The 17,495-nt window shown below is 61.4% G+C and carries 13 protein-coding genes; 3 read left to right on the top strand and 10 right to left on the bottom strand.

Annotation, left to right across the window (positions count from 1 at the left end; all coding sequences use genetic code 11):
• Positions 1-103: 103 nt before the first annotated feature.
• On the bottom strand, positions 104-997 hold the full coding sequence (locus AC1D0I_RS21095) for a LysR family transcriptional regulator (protein ID WP_477397457.1): 894 nt from the start codon (positions 995-997) through the stop codon (positions 104-106).
• Between the two features lie 119 nt (positions 998-1,116).
• On the opposite strand from AC1D0I_RS21095, the gene AC1D0I_RS21090 reads away from it, so the two are divergent.
• The gene (locus AC1D0I_RS21090; protein WP_477397456.1) at positions 1,117-1,998 is read left to right on the top strand and encodes an NmrA/HSCARG family protein; all 882 of its coding nucleotides are present in this window, start codon (positions 1,117-1,119) and stop codon (positions 1,996-1,998) included.
• A gap of 47 nt (positions 1,999-2,045) precedes the next feature.
• Positions 2,046-2,318: a DUF2798 domain-containing protein gene (locus AC1D0I_RS21085; protein ID WP_457154898.1), complete on the top strand. Its 273-nt coding sequence runs from the start codon at positions 2,046-2,048 to the stop codon at positions 2,316-2,318.
• 273 nt (positions 2,319-2,591) lie between these two features.
• On the opposite strand, the gene AC1D0I_RS21080 is transcribed toward AC1D0I_RS21085, so the two are convergent.
• The 8 genes from AC1D0I_RS21080 to AC1D0I_RS21045 form a co-directional block, all read right to left on the bottom strand.
• Positions 2,592-3,197: a hypothetical protein gene (locus AC1D0I_RS21080; RefSeq protein ID WP_477397454.1), complete on the bottom strand. Its 606-nt coding sequence runs from the start codon at positions 3,195-3,197 to the stop codon at positions 2,592-2,594.
• Between the two features lie 243 nt (positions 3,198-3,440).
• On the bottom strand, positions 3,441-4,091 hold the full coding sequence (locus tag AC1D0I_RS21075; protein WP_095090696.1) for a YiaD family glycine zipper/OmpA-like lipoprotein: 651 nt from the start codon (positions 4,089-4,091) through the stop codon (positions 3,441-3,443).
• Between the two features lie 152 nt (positions 4,092-4,243).
• Entirely contained in the window at positions 4,244-4,612 is a 369-nt protein-coding gene (locus tag AC1D0I_RS21070) for a GFA family protein (RefSeq protein ID WP_095091674.1), read from the bottom strand.
• A gap of 136 nt (positions 4,613-4,748) precedes the next feature.
• Positions 4,749-5,123, bottom strand: a complete 375-nt coding sequence (locus tag AC1D0I_RS21065; RefSeq protein WP_477228491.1) for a hypothetical protein — start codon at positions 5,121-5,123, stop codon at positions 4,749-4,751.
• Between the two features lie 192 nt (positions 5,124-5,315).
• Positions 5,316-5,735 (bottom strand): GFA family protein, encoded by a 420-nt coding sequence (locus AC1D0I_RS21060; RefSeq protein WP_477397452.1) that lies wholly within the window; start codon positions 5,733-5,735, stop codon positions 5,316-5,318.
• Positions 5,736-5,798: 63 nt separating this feature from the next.
• Positions 5,799-6,930, bottom strand: a protein-coding gene (prfB, locus tag AC1D0I_RS21055) for a peptide chain release factor 2 (protein ID WP_477228493.1) whose coding sequence is annotated in 2 segments (ribosomal slippage) — positions 5,799-6,863 and positions 6,865-6,930 — 1,131 coding nt in all. Because the reading frame shifts where the segments join, the coding sequence is not laid out codon by codon here.
• Between the two features lie 117 nt (positions 6,931-7,047).
• Positions 7,048-9,504 carry a penicillin-binding protein 1A gene (locus AC1D0I_RS21050; protein ID WP_477228494.1) on the bottom strand — a complete coding sequence of 819 codons (2,457 nt, stop codon included), beginning with the start codon at positions 9,502-9,504 and terminating at the stop codon, positions 7,048-7,050.
• A gap of 213 nt (positions 9,505-9,717) precedes the next feature.
• Positions 9,718-10,980, bottom strand: coding sequence for an N-acetylmuramoyl-L-alanine amidase (locus tag AC1D0I_RS21045; protein WP_477397451.1), 1,263 nt, complete (start codon positions 10,978-10,980; stop codon positions 9,718-9,720).
• A gap of 654 nt (positions 10,981-11,634) precedes the next feature.
• Between AC1D0I_RS21045 and AC1D0I_RS21040 the strand changes: the two genes are divergently transcribed.
• Complete coding sequence (locus AC1D0I_RS21040; protein WP_477397449.1) at positions 11,635-14,619, top strand: Rne/Rng family ribonuclease; 2,985 nt, start codon at positions 11,635-11,637, stop codon at positions 14,617-14,619.
• Positions 14,620-14,759: 140 nt separating this feature from the next.
• Here AC1D0I_RS21040 and AC1D0I_RS21035 read toward each other — a convergent pair whose 3' ends face one another.
• A complete protein-coding gene (locus AC1D0I_RS21035; protein ID WP_477397447.1) occupies positions 14,760-17,312 on the bottom strand; it encodes a beta strand repeat-containing protein in 2,553 nt (850 codons plus the stop codon).
• Positions 17,313-17,495 lie beyond the last annotated feature (183 nt).

The following is a 17,495-nucleotide window of genomic DNA, read 5'->3' as shown; positions in this document are numbered from 1 at the left end:
GATCCCCAAGAGCCGCGCGTCCCTAGGATGGGCGGCAACCGCAAAACCGGCTCGATCTGCCCGGTCGCTCCTGACCTGGGAACCTTAAAACAGCCCGCCGATGCTACAGGCCTTTGAGTGCCAGGCGGGATGCCAATAAATCCAGAAACGCGCGAACCTTGGCCGAAGATGACCGGCCTTCCTGCCACAAGGCATGGATCGGCACCAACGCCGGCTCGAATTCCATCAAAACCAGCTCGACGCGACCATCGTCCACCAAATGTCTTATCTGCCAAAGCGGCGAGAAGCCCAAACCCAGTCCGTTGACTGCGGCGGCATAGACCGAGGTCATCAGATTGGAGCGAAAAGCGCCCGAGACCTTTACGGCCCGGGGTTTCCCGTCCACCTGAAACGTCCATTCACCTGGACGCTCGTTGACGGTTCTGACGATGCAACTGTGCTCACTCAGTTCGAAGGGATGAGTCGGCCGGCCGCACCGCGCAAAATAGGAAGGCGCGCCGAACACAACGCGCCGCAACGCTCCCAGGCGTTTGGCTTTCAAGCTGGAATCCGGCAAGTCGCCGATGCGTATTGCCAGATCGAGACCTTCAGCACCAAGATCGGCAAATCCATCGGAAAGTTGAAGATCGACTTCGACCCGGGGAAACGTCCGCATGTATTCGGCGATGACAGGCATCAGGACGTTCGGCCCAAACAGAACCGGCGCCCCGATGCGCAGGACGCCCGATGGTTCCGATCGTTGATTGATCGCTTGAAGACTTGCGTCGTTTATCTCGTCGACCGCGGGTTTGATCCGGTTGAAAAAGGCTGCCCCGACTTCACTCGGTGTCGAGCGACGCGTTGTTCTGTGGACCAACTCGACGCCGACTGATTCCTCCAATGCCGCCAAGGATCGGCTGACCGACTGCAGCGAGCGGTTCAGCCGGCGCGCGGCAGCCGTCAGACTTCCATGCTCGATGATCGCGATGAAAGCCTCGAAATCGTCTATCCGGCTCATGCATTCTCCCGGTAATCGACATAATCTATCACAAAATCGGACAATTGTAACGATGTTTGCGACGTCGTACCTCTCTGCAAGTTGTCCTGCGAGGACAGGCTTGATGGAAGGGAGATGTCATGCAAGCACCCAATCCAACCGTTCTGGTTGTTGGCGCCAGCGGTCGATTTGCCGGATTGATCGTGCCCGAACTTGTGCGCCGCAATGCCACGGTTCGCGCGCTCGTCCATGACCCGGCGAACGCCGAGAAGGCCCGAATGCTAGGCGCATCCGAGGTCGCCACTGGCGATTTACGCAATCGCCGGAGCCTCGAAAGCGCTGTCGAGGGCGTTGCCGGGGTCTTCCATATTGGACCGGCCTTTGCCCCCGATGAAGCCGCCATGGGGGTTGCCATGGTTGAAGCCGCTGCGCAGGCGGGCGTTCAGAAATTCGTCTTCTCGTCGGTGATCCAGCCGACCAATACGAAGCTGAAAAACCATGCGAGCAAGGTGCCAGTCGAGAACGCTCTCTACTCGACGACGATGGAATATACGATCCTGCACCCTGCCAATTTCATGCAGAATATCGCAGCGGCCTGGCCGTCGGTCGTTGAGCACGGTGTTTTCTCGGAACCTTTTCCAAAGACGGCGAAGGTGGCGCGTGTCGATTACCGCGATGTTGCTGAAGTGGCAGCGATCGCCCTGACCGAAGCGCGACTGTCCTATGCGACGATCGAGCTCTGCGCGGGTATGCACAGCCGGGAAGAGATCGCATCAATAATGGGAGAGGAACTTGGCCGCCCTGTCATCGCGGGCGAGCCGACATTTGCCGAGTGGGCTGCGAATGTCCCCCTCCACTACAACGACCTCCAGATGCAATCGTTGGCCAGGGTATATGGCCACTACGCCCTCCATGGCCTTGGCGGGAACAGTCTGACATTGCGCGCCGCTCTGGGTCGCGAACCGCGTTCGTTGCGCAGCTTCATTGGCAACCTGGCCCTGCAAACGGCACATGCCACCTGATCGCGCTCAGCCGCGCATGCGTCCACTTTTTGAACAGGAGATACTTGATGCGAGCGTCATCGGACAAAGTTTTGAAATCGAGGAAACTACCGCCCTCCTACAATGCGCTGGTAATGCCATTCGTTCTTTCCATCTTGATGTCGAGCATTGTTTCGGCGGTGTCGACGCTGATCAATGCGGGCTGGACAACCGGTTTCGTGGCGACCTGGCCGTATGCATGGGGAGCATCATGGCTTGTGGCATTTCCGAGTCTGCTGCTGGTCTTGCCGATCGTTCGCCGGATCGTGGCGGCAATTGTCGATCAGCCGACCTCGTCCTGATGGTGTCGCCAGGGTCTGATCCCCAACCGCGTTCGAGGGCAAGCCAGCCATCGGCTTGCCCTGCCGGTAAGCTCCTACCGGTTCATCGTTTCACGGAAACGCCGAACCGCTCCAACTCTTGCTTTGACGCAATTCCCTGAGGGAAAGCGCGATGCGCTTTCCCGGGAAAGCCGTCTCACACTTTTCCGGGAATTGCCTCTTTGTTTGGACGCAATTCCGGACGGAAAACCGCTTCACACTTTTCCTGGAATTGCTCCCAGCCTGGCTCGCCCGTCACATCGGGCCAGGCATCATCTTGGTCGGTTTCTCCAGCATCGGAAACTCGGCCTTGTTGCATTTCACCTTCGGGTTCGTCGGACTGAACAGGCCGTTCGGATTGTCCACGAACCAGGCGTGAAGATCGTAGTGGACGAACTCCCTCGGGATGAGCGGATAGTGTCCCTCCATCGGGCCCATGAAGGTTTGGCCAAACAGCTTCGGCGGCGCTTTGATGTCCGGTGTCAGTGGCACCAGCCATTCCGCCCCGACCAGGCGCAGGCCTTTTCTCGTCGGTTCGTAGATCAGCACATTGGGGTGCATCGGATCGAGTTTTTGGCCGACACTTGGGACGTTGACGAAATGGATGCCCATGGCGCCTTTCGGGTAATCCATCGTGCCCGGTATCTTTTCTCCGCTGTAGTAGACGCAGCCGACTGTCGACAGATAGAGGTCGCGGACGGCGGCGGTGTAGTCTTCATATTTGGCAAGCGACTTCTTCAAGGCATCTATGTCGGCCTTGCCGGCATCCTCGGCCTGAGCCGTGGCGACGCCCAACCATGCGCCCACAAGACTGGTTAAAGCGAGGACGCCGCAGCGCCCAGGGCTGGCTGTTCTTGTCATGCATTCCTCCCAGATTTTCTGAATCTGGCCGTACAAGACCGAGGCGGGAAAAAATGCTGATTGCGCGGCCAGTTGTATCCGCCTCATCCCCTCCGGAACAGGGTCGATGCTATTCCTTTCCGTGGTTGCGGGAAACTAGTTAGTTAGAACTAGCTAATTCTCTGAGCGCCAATCTGCGCCGGCATCCGCTCAAACAAAAACGGCCCCCATATGGGGCCGTTTTGCATTCGCTTGCCGGACAGATCAGGTGAGCGGCGACAGCTGGATCTCGACGCGGCGGTTCTGGGCGCGGCCTTCGGCCGTCGCATTGGATGCGATCGGCCGTGTCTTGCCGAAACCGGTGACGGCGAAGCGGCGCTGATCGACACCCTGACCGGACAGGTAGTTGGCAACCGCCAGCGCGCGCCGCTGCGACAGATCGAAATTGTGCTGGTCGCCACCGGTCGAATCGGTGTGGCCGAAAACGTCGACCGTGGTCTGCTTGAACTTCTTCAGCACCAGCGCGACCGAATTCAGCACCTGGTAGAAGCCGGGCTTCACAGCATCCTGATCCGTGTTGAAGGTGATGTCGGAGGGCATGTTGAGGATGATCTGGTCGCCGCTGCGGGTGACGCTGACACCGGTGCCCTGAAGCTGCCGGCGCAGTTCGGCCTCGTTCTGGTCCATGGTGGCGCCGATGGCACCACCGGCAAGCGCGCCGATACCCGCGCCGATCAGTGCGTTGCGGCGGTCGTTGCCGCCGGCAAGCAGGCCGAGGCTGGCACCTGCCAGGGCGCCAAGACCGGCACCCGCGGCTGTGTTGGAAATCTTCTGGTCGCCCGTGTACGGATCAGTGGTGGTGCATGCGCTCACGAGCAAAGCCGTCGCCACAACGACGAGCACAGTCTTTTTCATAGGATCGTCCCTCTCCAGGTCACGCCACTGCGATGGCGCCAAATCAGCCCTTCCCGCGACTTGTAACATGAAATGCGGCGAAAAGCGGAACGGCAAAAGCTACCGCAACGGCTTTTCCCCGACGCCGATTGGCCGGTCGCCCCCATGGCGGGCTACCAGAGATTCTTGCCGTCGATGACGACCACTTCGACCTTGTCGAGATCGAAATCATCGAAGAGCCGCGAATTGACACTGATCTTGGGATTGTCGAAATCCGGCTCGCCGGTCGACCAATCCGGCGTTTCTGTGAAGGTGCCGCAGCCGCATGTGGCGCAAAAACCGTGCTTTACGGTTTTTGACCCCCATTGGTAGACGGAAACATTCTCCGGCGGGCTGGTGAGCTTGAATTGCGACGGGACGTAATAGGCCCAGAGCGAGCCGCGTTTCGAGCAGAACGAGCAGGTGCATTGCGTCACCGTCTGCGGCGCCTGCGAAACCTCGAATGTCGTCCCCTTGCAATGACAGCTTGCCTTGATGGTCATCAACGAACTCCTCCTGTCGCCCACCGCCTCGTGCGGCAAAGGCAGCATAAAGAGGCGCTCCTGACAACTCTCTGTCAGCAGAGGCGCCAGACGGCGCGCCGTCTGAACCTTCATTCTAAATCCAGGCCGGAAAGGCCTAGAAGGACGATGGCGGCACGAACAGGCAGATGGTCTTGCCGGCATCGAGCCCGGCTTCATGGGCGCACCAATGGAATTCGCCGTCGGGCGAATCCTTGATCCGTCTGTCGCTGTAGGCCAGCACCTCCCCGGTGTCCTTGATGACATAACCTTCCGGGCGCTCGCTGATCGAGGTTTGCGACACCTCGTGGCAATCGTAATTGGCGCAGCAGGCGAACGGATAGCTCCAGCCTTGCGGCTTCGCCGCGGTCGGCTTGGCATCATGCGCCAACGCCGGCGACGACAGCATTGCTATCATTGGAATTGCAATCAGGGATAACAGAAGTCGGCCGGCCGGTCGAACGGCTTTGGCCGATCTGGGTGTGGCAGACATGGAAACGTTCCTTTCAAACGAGCCATCAAGCGTTTCGCTTGCCCGTTCCCTGAACGTCTCTTCCCAGCGGCCGGATCGTCAGCTAGCAGATATGCCGCGCCCAGCCATAAATGCTTTTGTCTCCCCTCAATGCGGTGATGGTGAGCGCAAATGTGAGTCGGCGCAAGAAATTGCTACGTGGCAGACCGACGCCTATTCGTCGACAGATCCGGCAATCACGTGCTCTTGATATTGCGGCAGGTCGTCGGTGATGGTGAACCAGCCCGCCTTGGAGCCGACGAAGATATGGGCGGACGGGCGGATCGACGGATCGTCGGCAAGGGTTCCCATCGCCACGTGGACGAAAGCCCCTTCGCGAACCAGCGAATAGAGCAATGAGCCGCACAGCCCGCAATGCGCATCATGGCCGCTTTGATCGCCGAAGATCAGCAGCTTGTCCTCGCCTTCGCTCAAGRCAAATTTTTCGAGCTCGATACCGGCGAACGGCTTGAAGGCCGAACCCGTGGTTCGTCGGCAATTGGAACAGTGGCAGTTGGCCGCGTAAACAAACTCGTCCCGAACGGYGTATTGCACAGCGCCGCACAGACATTTTCCGACAAGCTTGCGAGCCATTGTCCTATCCAGGTCTATGGGCCCGCGGTACTGGACCCGCTTTTCGGGATCATGCTGCCAGGACTAATCCAGATCCGCCACCGCTTCACCCGCACCGCCCTCGATGCGCTGCGACAAGGAGGCTTCCATGAAATCGTCGAGGTCGCCATCGAGCACGGTCGACGGGCTGGTGCTCTCGACGCCGGTGCGAAGATCCTTCACCAACTGGTAGGGCTGCAGCACATAGGAGCGGATCTGGTGACCCCAGCCGATATCGCTCTTCGACGCTTCGGTGGCGTTGGCAACCGCCTCGCGCTTCTTCAGCTCTTCCTCGTAGAGGCGCGAGCGCAGCATCTCCCAAGCCTTGGCCTTGTTCTTGTGCTGCGACCGTTCGGCCTGGCAGGCGACCGCGATGCCGGTGGCAAGGTGGGTGATGCGCACCGCCGAATCGGTGGTGTTGACGTGCTGGCCGCCCGAGCCGGACGAGCGGTAGGTGTCGATGCGGACATCGGATTCGGACACGTCGATCTCGATCGTGTCGTCGATGACCGGATAGACCCAGATGCTGGCGAACGATGTGTGACGGCGCGCATTGCTGTCATAGGGCGAAATGCGCACCAGGCGATGAACGCCCGATTCCGTCTTCAGCCAGCCATAGGCGTTGTGGCCCTTGATCAGCAGCGTGGCGGACTTGATGCCGGCCTCTTCGCCGTCATGCACTTCCAGCACCTCGACCTTGAAGCGGCGCCGCTCGGCCCAGCGCGTGTACATGCGCAAGAGCATCGAGGCCCAGTCCTGGCTTTCGGTGCCGCCCGCGCCGGCATGGACTTCCAGGTAGGTGTCATTGGCGTCGGCCTCGCCCGACAGCAACGTCTCGACCTGGCGGGCCTTCGCTTCGCCCTGCATCGAACGGAGCGCGGCTTCCGCTTCCGCGATGACGCCCTCGTCGCCCTCTTCCTCACCGAGTTCGATCAGCCCGATATTGTCTTCCAGCGCCTGCGTCAGGCCTTTCACCGAGGCGATACCTTCCTCGAGGCCCTGCCGTTCGCGCATCAACTTCTGTGCTTCCAGCGGTTCGTTCCAGAGGCTGGCGTCCTCGGCGCGCACGTTGAGGTATTCAAGCCGCTTTATGGCCTGATCCCAGTCAAAGATGCCTCCTCAGCAGGGTAATCGCCTGCCTGATCTCGTCGACAATATTCTGCGTTTCCGCGCGCATGGCTGGCTGTTCTGTCCTGTTTGATGAAATCGGTCGGCGCGATACATAGGGAGGCCGCCGCCGGCTGTAAAGCAAAATGGGCCGGCGCGAGGCCAGCCCATCCGCTCATGAAAATCGTCAGTAGAGGCCGCCGCCGCCGGACTGGATGGCCTGGTTGGCCTGCGGCGACAGTGCACCGCCGGTGGCATTGGAGCCGTCGGCGCCCATGCCGATCACCCAATAGCTGTCGGCAGGCCCGGTACCCGGCTTGAAGGCTTCGATGATGGTGCCGGGATCGCCCGAAGCGGCACGCATGCCGGTCTTGCGATTGATGGCGATCAGATTCATGCCTTCCGGCACCTTGAAGTCGACATTGGGCGTGCCATCCAGCGCCACCCGCATGAAGTCCTTGAAGATAGGTGCCGCGAGACCACCACCGGTAGCGCCATGGCCAAGGCCGCGCGGCGTGTCGTAGCCCATATAGAGGCCAACGACGAGGTTGGGCGTAAAACCGATGAACCAGGCGTCCTTTTCGTCGTTCGTCGTCCCGGTCTTGCCGGCGATGTGGCGGCCGAGTTCGCCGATGGTGGCGCCGGTGCCGCGCTGCACGACACCTTCCATCATCGAGGTGATCTGATAGGCGGTCATCGGATCAAGCACCTGCTCGGAATTGTCGACCAGTTCCGGTTCCGGCTGGTTCTGCCATTCGGGCGCATTGCAGCCCTGGCAGCCACGTTCGTCCTGCTTGAACACCGTCTTGCCGTAGCGGTCCTGGATGCGGTCGATCAGCGACGGCTTGATCGACTTGCCGCCATTGGCCATGATCGAATAGGCCGACACCATGCGCATCACGGTCGTTTCGCCGGAGCCCAGCGCCATCGGCAGATACGGCGCCAGATGATCGTAGACACCAAAGCGCTCGGCGTATTCGACGACCAGCTTCATGCCCATATCGTTGGCAAGCCGTACCGTCATCAGGTTGCGCGACTTCTCGATGCCGGAGCGCAACGTCGCCGGACCAGCAACGGTGCCGTCATAGTTCTTTGGCGTCCAGGTCGTGTTGCCGCTCTGGATGGTGATCGGCCCGTCCATGATCACCGAGGCCGGCGTATAGCCATTGTCGAGCGCGGCCGAATAGACGATCGGCTTGAACGAGGAGCCTGGCTGGCGCATGGCTTGCGTCGCGCGATTGAATTCGGACTGCGCGTAGGAGAAACCACCGACCATGGCCAGCACGCGGCCGGTATGCGGATCCATGGCGATCAGGCCGCCCTCCACCTCGGGAACCTGGCGCAGGCTGTAGGCGCCATCGGCGCCATCGTTCTTCTGCACGAAGATGACGTCGCCCGGCTTCAATACGTCCGCCGGCGACTTGGCCTTGACGGTCTTGCCGTCGACCAGATGACGCATGGCGAAACCCATGTCGTCCTTGCTGACGGTGCCTTCGACGCGTTCCTTGACGATCTCGCCCGACGCCTGGCGCGCCGGCTGAAGGCCGATCGACAGGCCGGTCTCCGAACTGTCTAGCACTACGGCCAGCGACCATTCGGGGACATCCTCCAGCCCCTTGACGTTGCCCAGCGGCACGCCCCAGTCGCCGGACACGTCGATGGTCGTCACCGGTCCGCGATAACCGCGCAGCGTGTCGTATTTCATCAACCCGTTCTGCATCGCCTTGCGGGCAATCAGCTGAACCTTCGGATCAAGCGTCGTGCGGACGGAAAGGCCGCCTTCATAAAGCGCATTCTCACCGTAACGGGCGATGATCTGGCGGCGCACCTCCTCGGTGAAGTATTCGCCGGCGAAAAGATAGGTGCCGTTGCGGCGCGGCGTCACCCCCAGCGGCTCGGCCTTGGCCTTGGCGCCTTCCTCACGCGTCACGTAGCCATTCTCGACCATCTGGTCGATGACCCAGTTGCGGCGCTCCAGCGCGCGATCGGCATGCTTGAAGGGATGGTAGTTGTTCGGCCCCTTCGGCAGCGAAGCCAAATAGGCGGCCTCGGCCACGGTCAGCTCGTTGACCGACTTGTCGAAATAGGTCAGCGCCGCACCGGCGACGCCATAGGCGCCGAAGCCGAAGAAGATTTCGTTGAGGTAGAGCTCGAGAATACGATCCTTGGGGTAGGCCTGCTCGATGCGGAAGGCGAGGATCATCTCCTTGATCTTGCGCTCATAGGTCTGGTCCGAGGACAACAGGAAGTTCTTCGCCACCTGCTGGGTGATCGTCGAGGCGCCGACCTGGCGCTTGCCTGAGCCAAAATTCTGCAGGTTGACGATGATGGCGCGGCCAAGGCCGGTCACGTCGATGCCGGGGTGGTTGTAGAAGTTCTTGTCTTCGGCGGACAGGAAGGCTGCCTTGACGCGATCCGGTATGGCCTGGATCGGCAGGTACAGGCGCCGCTCACGGGCATATTCGGCCATCAGCGCGCCGTCCGACGCATGGATGCGGGTGGTCACCGGCGGCTCGTATTTGGCCAGCACCTCGTAGTCGGGCAGGTCCTTCGACAAATGGCCGATGTAGATCGCAACGCCCGCCGCGACCAGAAGGGCCAGCGTCGTGCCGATGCCGAAAAAATAGCCAATGAGACGAATCATACCCGCTCCAGTCCTTGGTTCGGGAATTTCCTAAACGAAGCCGCCTTCCGCGCAAGCTTTCGAGCCGGTCCCAATCCGCAATCGAAAACTCATGTCGCCACCATGTGGACAAAATACGGCAATGCCTGAATTCGTGACCGCAGGCCGTAAATAAAGGCAACAGCTGTTGTCGCCGCGCAACGCTGCCCCTGGTTGTGGGCGACGCCGAGCATGTCAGCCCCCGGTTCCGGCTCCGGTCTTGGCTGACGCGAAAAGTGCGACGGCATTGGTTATACTCTGAGCCGCCTTGCCGCGCCAGTCGGCGTTGAGCAGCTGCGCCTCGTCCTTGGCATTCGAGAGATAACCCAGTTCGACCAGCACGGATGGCACGTCGGGTGCTTTCAGCACCTTGAACCCCGCCGAACGCTGCGGATTGTTGATGAGGCCGACGCTGGTCGAAAGCTGGCCGACCAACGTGTGGGCGAAGCTCATCGAGAAATTGTGCGTTTCGCGGCGGATCAGGTCGATCAGGATGTCGGTGACTTCCTTGCTGTCGTTCTTGATTTCCATGCCGGCGAACTGGTCGGAGAGATTTTCGCGGTCGGCAAGCGCCTGCGCCTCGGGATCCGAAGCCTTGTCGGAAACGGTGTAGACGGTGGCGCCGCGAATGCCTTTGACACTGATCGTGTCGGCATGAATGGAAATCAGCAAATCGGCCTCGTGCTGCCGGGCAATGCGCACGCGATCATCCAGCCGCAGGAACTCGTCGGTATCGCGCGTCATGAACACATCGTAGTTACCGACGGCCGCCAGCTTGTCGCGCAACTCGGTGGCGAAGGCGAGCGTGACGTTCTTCTCGATGGTGCCGTTCAGGCCCTCGGCGCCGCCGTCGATGCCGCCATGGCCTGGATCGATGACGACAGTGAAGCGATGGCCCGGATTGGACACCGGTCCGGTGCCGACCCGCGCCCCCTTGTCGGTCGAGACCGTCGATCCGGTGGTCAGCGCCTGATTGGCAAGTGCCGCGTCGAACTCGCGAGCGGACGCTGCCGAGATGTCGATGGCGATGCGGTAGCCGGTTCCGTCCTCGTTCTTGAGCACATCGAGCTTGTCGACGGCGAACGGTCCCTTGCCGGTGAGGATCAGCCGCGAAACGCCCTCGCCAAGCGCGCCCAGGCGCACGCCCCTGACCAGGCCGCGCGCCTTCAAGTCCTTGGCGTTAATGGCGAATCGCGTATTCGCAAGATCGATGACAAGGCGATTAGGACCGCGCAGCAGGAACCATTTGACATCGGGTTCGCGGTCGAAATCCATGACGATGCGCATCTTGGTGGCATCGCCCGCCATCTTGTAGCCTTTTGCCACCAGCGGTGCGTCGGCGGCATTGGCAACGGAGGACGAGGCGGAAGAGATCGCCAGCAACAGCAAGAGGCAGAAGGCACCGATGATCCGGCCGCCAACACGACATCCCTTGTCTGTGAAGTCTGCCAGTCCCATCTGTCTTCCAGTCGCTCCCGGTTTGGCGCCAGGCGCCCGTCGTTTCGTCGAAGTGCCGGTTAGGCCGCGAACTCGATTAACGATTGGTATCCAGAGAAGGTTAACCAAGCCTTTTCATGCAAGGGTCGGAGCCTGTTCTTACGTTACGGAACTGCTTTTTGCCGGCATCGGAAATCGGGGTTGCCTTCCACCCCGCCAAATCATAAAAGCGATACTGGATCACTGCAATCCTGGAACCGCCCTCCTCCGCAGCTTCCTGCTACAGGGTTAGATGAAAGGCGGCTCCTTTCGTTTCATGCGAAAAGGGTTCAGGTGATCGCGACGAAATTTCGCAGGTGTGCGCCCGTGGCGGGGGGAATCGCCTGCGTGAGGAAAACGGCCGGGTTTGTTCCCGCGCCGGCTCTGTATGAGCAAACAAGCTGGTCCGGTTCGTCCGGGCTTTGGTTCAAAAGGTTCTGCTGGTGACGATGGCTTCAAGCGCAATCATGGAAAGGTCCGCATCAAACCGCGCCATTATGGCTGCGGGCGGCACCGCCATGGCGCTCAAGCGGCGGCCGGCGGACGTTCAATTATCCGGCACCCACATTCCAGACACGCAGCAGCGGGCTTTGCCTCGCAAGCTGCGGCTGACGGCTGCCGGGGGGAAACGAAATAATGCCCAACAAAATGCTGATAGACGCCTCCCACCCGGAGGAAACACGCGTTGTCGTCGTTCGCGGTAACCGTATTGAAGAATTCGACTTTGAATCCCAGGACAAGAAGCAGCTCAAAGGAAACATCTACCTAGCCCGCGTAACGCGCGTAGAGCCCTCCCTTCAGGCGGCCTTTGTCGAATATGGCGGCAACCGTCACGGTTTCCTCGCCTTCAGTGAAATACACCCCGACTACTACCAGATTCCGGTCGCCGACCGTCAGGCACTGCTGCGCGCCGAAGCGCAGGAGGCCGAAGACGAGGAGGACGAGGATGGCGACGGCGATGATCGCCAGAGCCGCGATCGCGGGCGGCGCGGACGCCGGCGCGGTGGCAAGAGCCGCGACCGTAGTGAACACAGGCGCGACGCAGGCGCTGCCGGCGAGGGCGAAGGCTCCGGCGAGGCAGGCGAAGGCGGCGACAATGGCGGCGATGTCGTTGTCGAGGAGATCTCTCACACTTCCGAGATCATCGAACACGCGGCCGATGCGTCCGAACATGTCGATACACCCGAATATGCCGATACTTCCGAACATGCCGATGCGTCCGGGCATGACGAAGGTTCTGCCGAGCAGGACGAAACCGAAACGCGCAACGGCGGCCCGACGTCGATCGCCGCCTCGGTCGAAGCCGATGTGATTTCCGAAGCCGTCCCGCAAGCAGAAGGCAGCGAAGCGTCGTCAGGCGACAATGATCGCGGCATGCTCGAGGAGGTGCAATCCTCGCACCCGGACGACCACGAGGTCGAATCGGTTGGCGCCGAGGATGCGCTGGAAGAAGTGCGCAACCGCCGCAAGCCGGTGCGCCGCCAGTACAAGATCCAGGAAGTGATCAAGCGCCGCCAGATCCTGCTGGTGCAGGTCGTCAAGGAAGAGCGCGGCAACAAGGGTGCTGCCCTCACCACCTACCTGTCGCTTGCCGGCCGCTATTCGGTGCTGATGCCGAACACGGCGCGCGGCGGCGGCATTTCGCGCAAGATCACCAGTGCGGTCGACCGCAAGCGCCTCAAGGAGGTCGTTGCCGATCTCGAAGTGCCGCAGGGCATGGGTGTCATTCTGCGCACCGCCGGCGAGAGCCGCACCAAGGCCGAGATCAAGCGCGACTACGAGTATCTGATGCGACTTTGGGAAAATGTCCGCAGTCTCACCTTGCAATCGACGGCCCCTGCCCTGGTCTATGAGGAAGGCAGCCTGATCAAGCGTTCGGTGCGCGACCTCTACAACAAGGATATCGACGAGATCCTTGTCTCCGGCGAGGAAGGCTACCGCGAAGCCAAGGACTTCATGCGCATGCTGATGCCGAGCCACGCCAAGGTGGTTCAGCCGTTCCGCGACACGACGCCGATCTTCGTGCGCAACGGCATCGAGGCGCAGCTCGACCGCATGCTGCAGCCGCAAGTGACGCTGAAGAGCGGCGGCTACATCATCATCAACCAGACCGAGGCTCTGGTCGCCATCGACGTCAATTCGGGCCGTTCCACCAAGGAGCACTCGATCGAGGACACGGCACTCCACACCAACCTGGAAGCGGCCGAGGAAGTCGCCCGCCAGCTCAGGCTGCGCGATCTCGCCGGCCTGATCGTTATCGACTTCATCGACATGGAGGAGAACCGCAACAACCGCTCCGTCGAGAAGCGGTTGAAGGATCACCTCAAGAACGACCGTGCGCGCATCCAGGTCGGCCGCATCTCGCATTTCGGCCTGATGGAAATGTCACGCCAGCGCATCCGCGCCAGCGTGCTGGAATCGACCATGAAGCCCTGCCCGCATTGCGGCGGCACCGGCCATGTGCGGTCCGATTCGTCGGTTGCGTTGATGGTGGTGCGGGCGATCGAGGAATTCCTGCTCAAGGATTCGCGTAGCCACATCACGGTGCGGACGCCGGCGGCGACCGCGCTCTACGTGCTCAACCACAAGCGCGGCACGCTGGTGGAACTGGAAAGCCGCTTCGGCCTGACCATCACCGTGGAGGCCGACGATTCGGTTGGCGCGCAGCACTATGCGATCTTCCGCGGCGCGTTGGCGGAAAAGCCGGAAGGCTTTGTCGAGGTGCGCAGCCTGCCGGCCTATGTCGAGCCGGATGAGCCCGAGGACGAGATCGTCGTCATCGAGGAAGACGACGAGGCGCCGGTACAGGCTGAGCAGCCACGCCAGCAGCAGCCGCAGCAACAACAGCCACGGCCTGCCGCCGGTGGCGAAGAAGGCGAAGGCCGTGACCGCAAGCGCCGCAAGCGCCGGCGGCGTCGTGGCGGCAAGGACCGCGACCGCGAACACGGCGCACCCGCGGACGGGTCTTCAGTCTCCGCACCGGTCGCTGAGTTCTCCGGCTCGGCAGCCACTGCCAGCGACGGCGAGGCGGAAACAGACGACGACGCTCCTCTCGGTGTTGCTGAAACGTCCGAGACAGTTGAGGCTTCGGATGAAGGCCAAGGCAAGAAGCGCCGGCGTGGCAAGCGCGGCGGCAAGCGCAACCGTCGCGAAGACGGTGAAGGCGAGGCCGAGGCAAGCACTGGCGAAACGGTCGAAGCACTCGACAGTGAAGTGGCGGAAAGCGTGACGGTCTCCAGTGAGCCGGTAGTTGCCGAACCGGCCGAAGAGCCGGTGGCGCTTGCTCCGGCCAATGACGACGCGCCGAGCCCGGAAAAGCCGAAGAAGCCACGTCGTGCCGCCAAGCCGAAGAAGGCCGCGGCCGAGGTCGTCGCCGAGGAGCCGCCTGCTGCCGAAGCGGTCGCGGAAGCACCGGCCGAGACGCCGGCCACTGCATCCGACGAGGCAGCGGCAGCGACTGTCGAGGAGACGCCGAAGGTCCGCCCGTCACGGCGCAAGCCGGCGGCCGTGGATGCGCCGGTCGTGCCGGTGGTGTCTTCGACGGTTGCCGACGAACCGGCGGCCAAGACCGAGGACAAGCCCAAGCGCGCCGGATGGTGGCAGCGGAAGGGCTTTTTCTAAACCTTTCAGCCGCTTGACTTGATTTCTTGACAAAAAAGAATCCCGCGCCAGTCGAAAGACGGCGCGGGATTTTTCATATCTGGCGTTCCGGCTGGTCGCGAAGTTGCGTCGACGGATCGAAACCGAAGTGCCTGCTGACCTCACATCACGACGAAATCGGCGTTAGTCAGCGCCAGGTTTGCGGCCAGTGTGGCGAAATGGGTCGAGCCGCCAGCGGCACTGCCGTTGCTGTCATAATAGAGCCAGCCGGTGTCGGTCTCGTAGATGAGGTGGTCGTTGCCGTCACCGGCAAGGCCGGTGGTGTTCTTGACGAACTGGTCGGCTGTCAGCGTGCCGTTGCCGCCAAGCGCGGCAAAGATGGCGTTATCGACCCGGATGGTGTCATCGCCCACCGAGAAGTCGGTGATGTGGTCGACATTGGTCGAGGCATTGAGCGCCGTGGTGAAGACGAAGATGTCCTGGCCGGTGCTGCCGGACATCGTGTCGTTGCCGCCCCTGCCGTCCAGCACGTTGTTACCGGAATTGCCGGTCAGCGTATTGGCCAGGCTGTTGCCGGCGGCGTTGATCGAGGCCGCGCTGCGCAGTGCGACGTCCTCGATGTTGCCCGTGAAGTGGTTGCCATCGCCAAGGTTGATCGAAACAAAGCCATTGACGGTGTCGGTGCCGTTGGCGCCGGCAGTGCTTTCACTGACGATATCGCCGGCATTGTCGACATAGTAGCCATCATTGCCCTGAGCCCCGATCATCGTGTCGGCGCCACCTTTGCCGTCCAGCACATTGTTGCCGGAATTACCGGTCAGCGTGTTGGCCAGGCTGTTGCCGGTGGCGTTGATCGAGGCCGCACCGAGCAGCGCGACGTTCTCGATATTGCCCGTGAAATGGTTGCCGTCGCCAAGGTTGATCGAGATGTAGCCGTTGACGGTATCGGTGCCGTTGGCGCCGGCGGTGCTCTCACTGACGATATCGCCCGCATTGTCGACATAGTAGCTGTCGTTGCCCTGAGCGCCTCTCATCGTGTCGGCGCCACCCATGCCATCCAGTACGTTGTTGCCGGAATTGCCGGTCAGCGTGTTGGCCAGGCTATTGCCGGTGGCGTTGATCGAGGCCGCGCCGAGCAGCGCGACATCCTCGATATTGCCCTTGAAGTGGGCGGCATCGCCAAGGTTGATCGAGATGTAGCCATTGACGATATCGGTGCCGTTGGCGCCGGGCGTGTTCTCATCGACGATATCCCCGGCATTGTCGACGAAGTAGGTGTCGTTGCCTTGCGCTCCGCTCATCGTATCGGCACCGCCTAGCCCGTCGATGACGTTGTTGCCGGAGTTGCCTGTGATCACATTGGCGAACGGGTTGCCGGTGCCGTTGATGTTGCCTGAGCCTCTCAGCGCCAGGTTTTCGATCTCCTGGCCGGAAAGGTTGAAGGAGACGTAGCTCTGCACATTGTCGGTGCCCTGGCCATTGGCCTCGATCACGTGATCGCCGGCATTGTCGACAAAGTAGGTGTCGTTGCCAGTGCCGCCGCTCATCAGATCGGCGCCGGCATCGCCGCTGATCGTATCATTGCCGCCAAGGCCCGACAGCGTGTCGTTGCCGTCGCCGCCATTGATGTGGTCGCCGAAGACATTGCTGCCTTGCCAGCTGTCATCGGCGGCGGTGCCGACAAAGATGGTAGGATCGAAGATCGCGGCGCGGACGCAAGCGCCGTTGCCGTCGCCACTATCATAGGAATCCCAGGTGAACACGAGGCGGCCGTCGGCCAGCGCCGTGATTGCCGGGTTAAACTGGCTGTCCGCTACCGTCGAATTGACGATGAAGTCGCTGCCGGCCGCTGAACCGTCGGCGTTGTAGACGCGGGCGCGGATGCAGCTACTATCGCCGTCGCCGGCATCATAGGAATACCAGGTGGCCACAAAGCGGCCGTCGACCAGCGCCGTGATCGCGGGGCTAAGCTGGCCGTCGGTTATCGTCGAATTGACGATGAAGTCRTTGCCARCCGCMGAACCGTYGGCGTTGTAGASRCGGGCRCGGATGCMGTTGSCGCTACCGTCGCCGSTGTCGTAGGACTGCCAGGTGGCCACGAAGCGGCCATCGGCCAGCGCCGTGATCGCGGGGACAAACTCGGTGTATGTTGCTGTCGTCGAATTGACGATGAAGTCGTTGCCGGCCGCAGAACCGTCGGCGTTATAGAGGCGGGCGTAGATGTAACTGCCGCGGATGCTACTGCCATCGCCGAGGTCATAGGACTCCCAGGTGGCCACGAAGCGGCCATCGGCCAGCGCCGTGATATCGGGGGAATTCCCGCCACTCGTTGCCGCCGAATTGACGATGAAGTCGTTGCCGGCCGCCGTACCGTCCGCGTTGTAGATTCGGGCGCGGATACAATTGCCGATGCCGTCGCCGTGATCTTCTGACTGCCAGGTGGCCACAAAGCGGCCGCCGTCCAGCGCCGTGATTGCAGGGCTATACTGATCGCCCGTTGCTGTCGAATTGACGATGAAGTCGTTGCCGGCCGCTGAACCGTCGGCGTTGTAGAGGCGGGCACGGATGCACAAGCCATCGCCATCGCCGGGGTCATAGGACATCCAGGTGTCCACGAAGCGGCCGTCGGACAGCGCCGTGATCGCGGGGCCAAACTGACCGCCCGTTGCCGTCGAATTGACGATGAATTCCTGTCCTACGCGTCCGATGGGCATGACTCGTTCTCTTTCGCTGCAGACAGGGTTTGAAACAGAAGACTGCGTCAGGGGACCCGTCTTGTTCAAGGACTGGTGCTACCCATTTGCAGTCGTCACCAACAAGAACGGACGACATTACTGTAGTCAAGGCAATTTTTGCAGATTTACCCGGTGGGCATGAAGTTTATCGGTCGAGCGGCG

This window comes from Mesorhizobium sp. P2_D1, assembly GCF_056404455.1.
This window is presented reverse-complemented; position numbering and strand designations above follow the sequence as displayed.

Excerpts from the sequence above, each read along its gene's own strand:
- AC1D0I_RS21065 (WP_477228491.1), bottom strand. The coding sequence starts at position 5,123 with ATGTCTGCCACACCCAGATCGGCCAAAGCCGTTCGACCGGCCGGCCGA.
- AC1D0I_RS21050 (WP_477228494.1), bottom strand. The coding sequence starts at position 9,504 with ATGATTCGTCTCATTGGCTATTTTTTCGGCATCGGCACGACGCTGGCC.
- AC1D0I_RS21090 (WP_477397456.1), top strand. The coding sequence starts at position 1,117 with ATGCAAGCACCCAATCCAACCGTTCTGGTTGTTGGCGCCAGCGGTCGA.
- AC1D0I_RS21080 (WP_477397454.1), bottom strand. The coding sequence starts at position 3,197 with ATGACAAGAACAGCCAGCCCTGGGCGCTGCGGCGTCCTCGCTTTAACC.
- AC1D0I_RS21075 (WP_095090696.1), bottom strand. The coding sequence starts at position 4,091 with ATGAAAAAGACTGTGCTCGTCGTTGTGGCGACGGCTTTGCTCGTGAGC.
- AC1D0I_RS21040 (WP_477397449.1), top strand. The coding sequence starts at position 11,635 with ATGCCCAACAAAATGCTGATAGACGCCTCCCACCCGGAGGAAACACGC.
- AC1D0I_RS21085 (WP_457154898.1), top strand. The coding sequence starts at position 2,046 with ATGCGAGCGTCATCGGACAAAGTTTTGAAATCGAGGAAACTACCGCCC.
- AC1D0I_RS21070 (WP_095091674.1), bottom strand. The coding sequence starts at position 4,612 with ATGACCATCAAGGCAAGCTGTCATTGCAAGGGGACGACATTCGAGGTT.
- AC1D0I_RS21095 (WP_477397457.1), bottom strand. The coding sequence starts at position 997 with ATGAGCCGGATAGACGATTTCGAGGCTTTCATCGCGATCATCGAGCAT.
- AC1D0I_RS21045 (WP_477397451.1), bottom strand. The coding sequence starts at position 10,980 with ATGGGACTGGCAGACTTCACAGACAAGGGATGTCGTGTTGGCGGCCGG.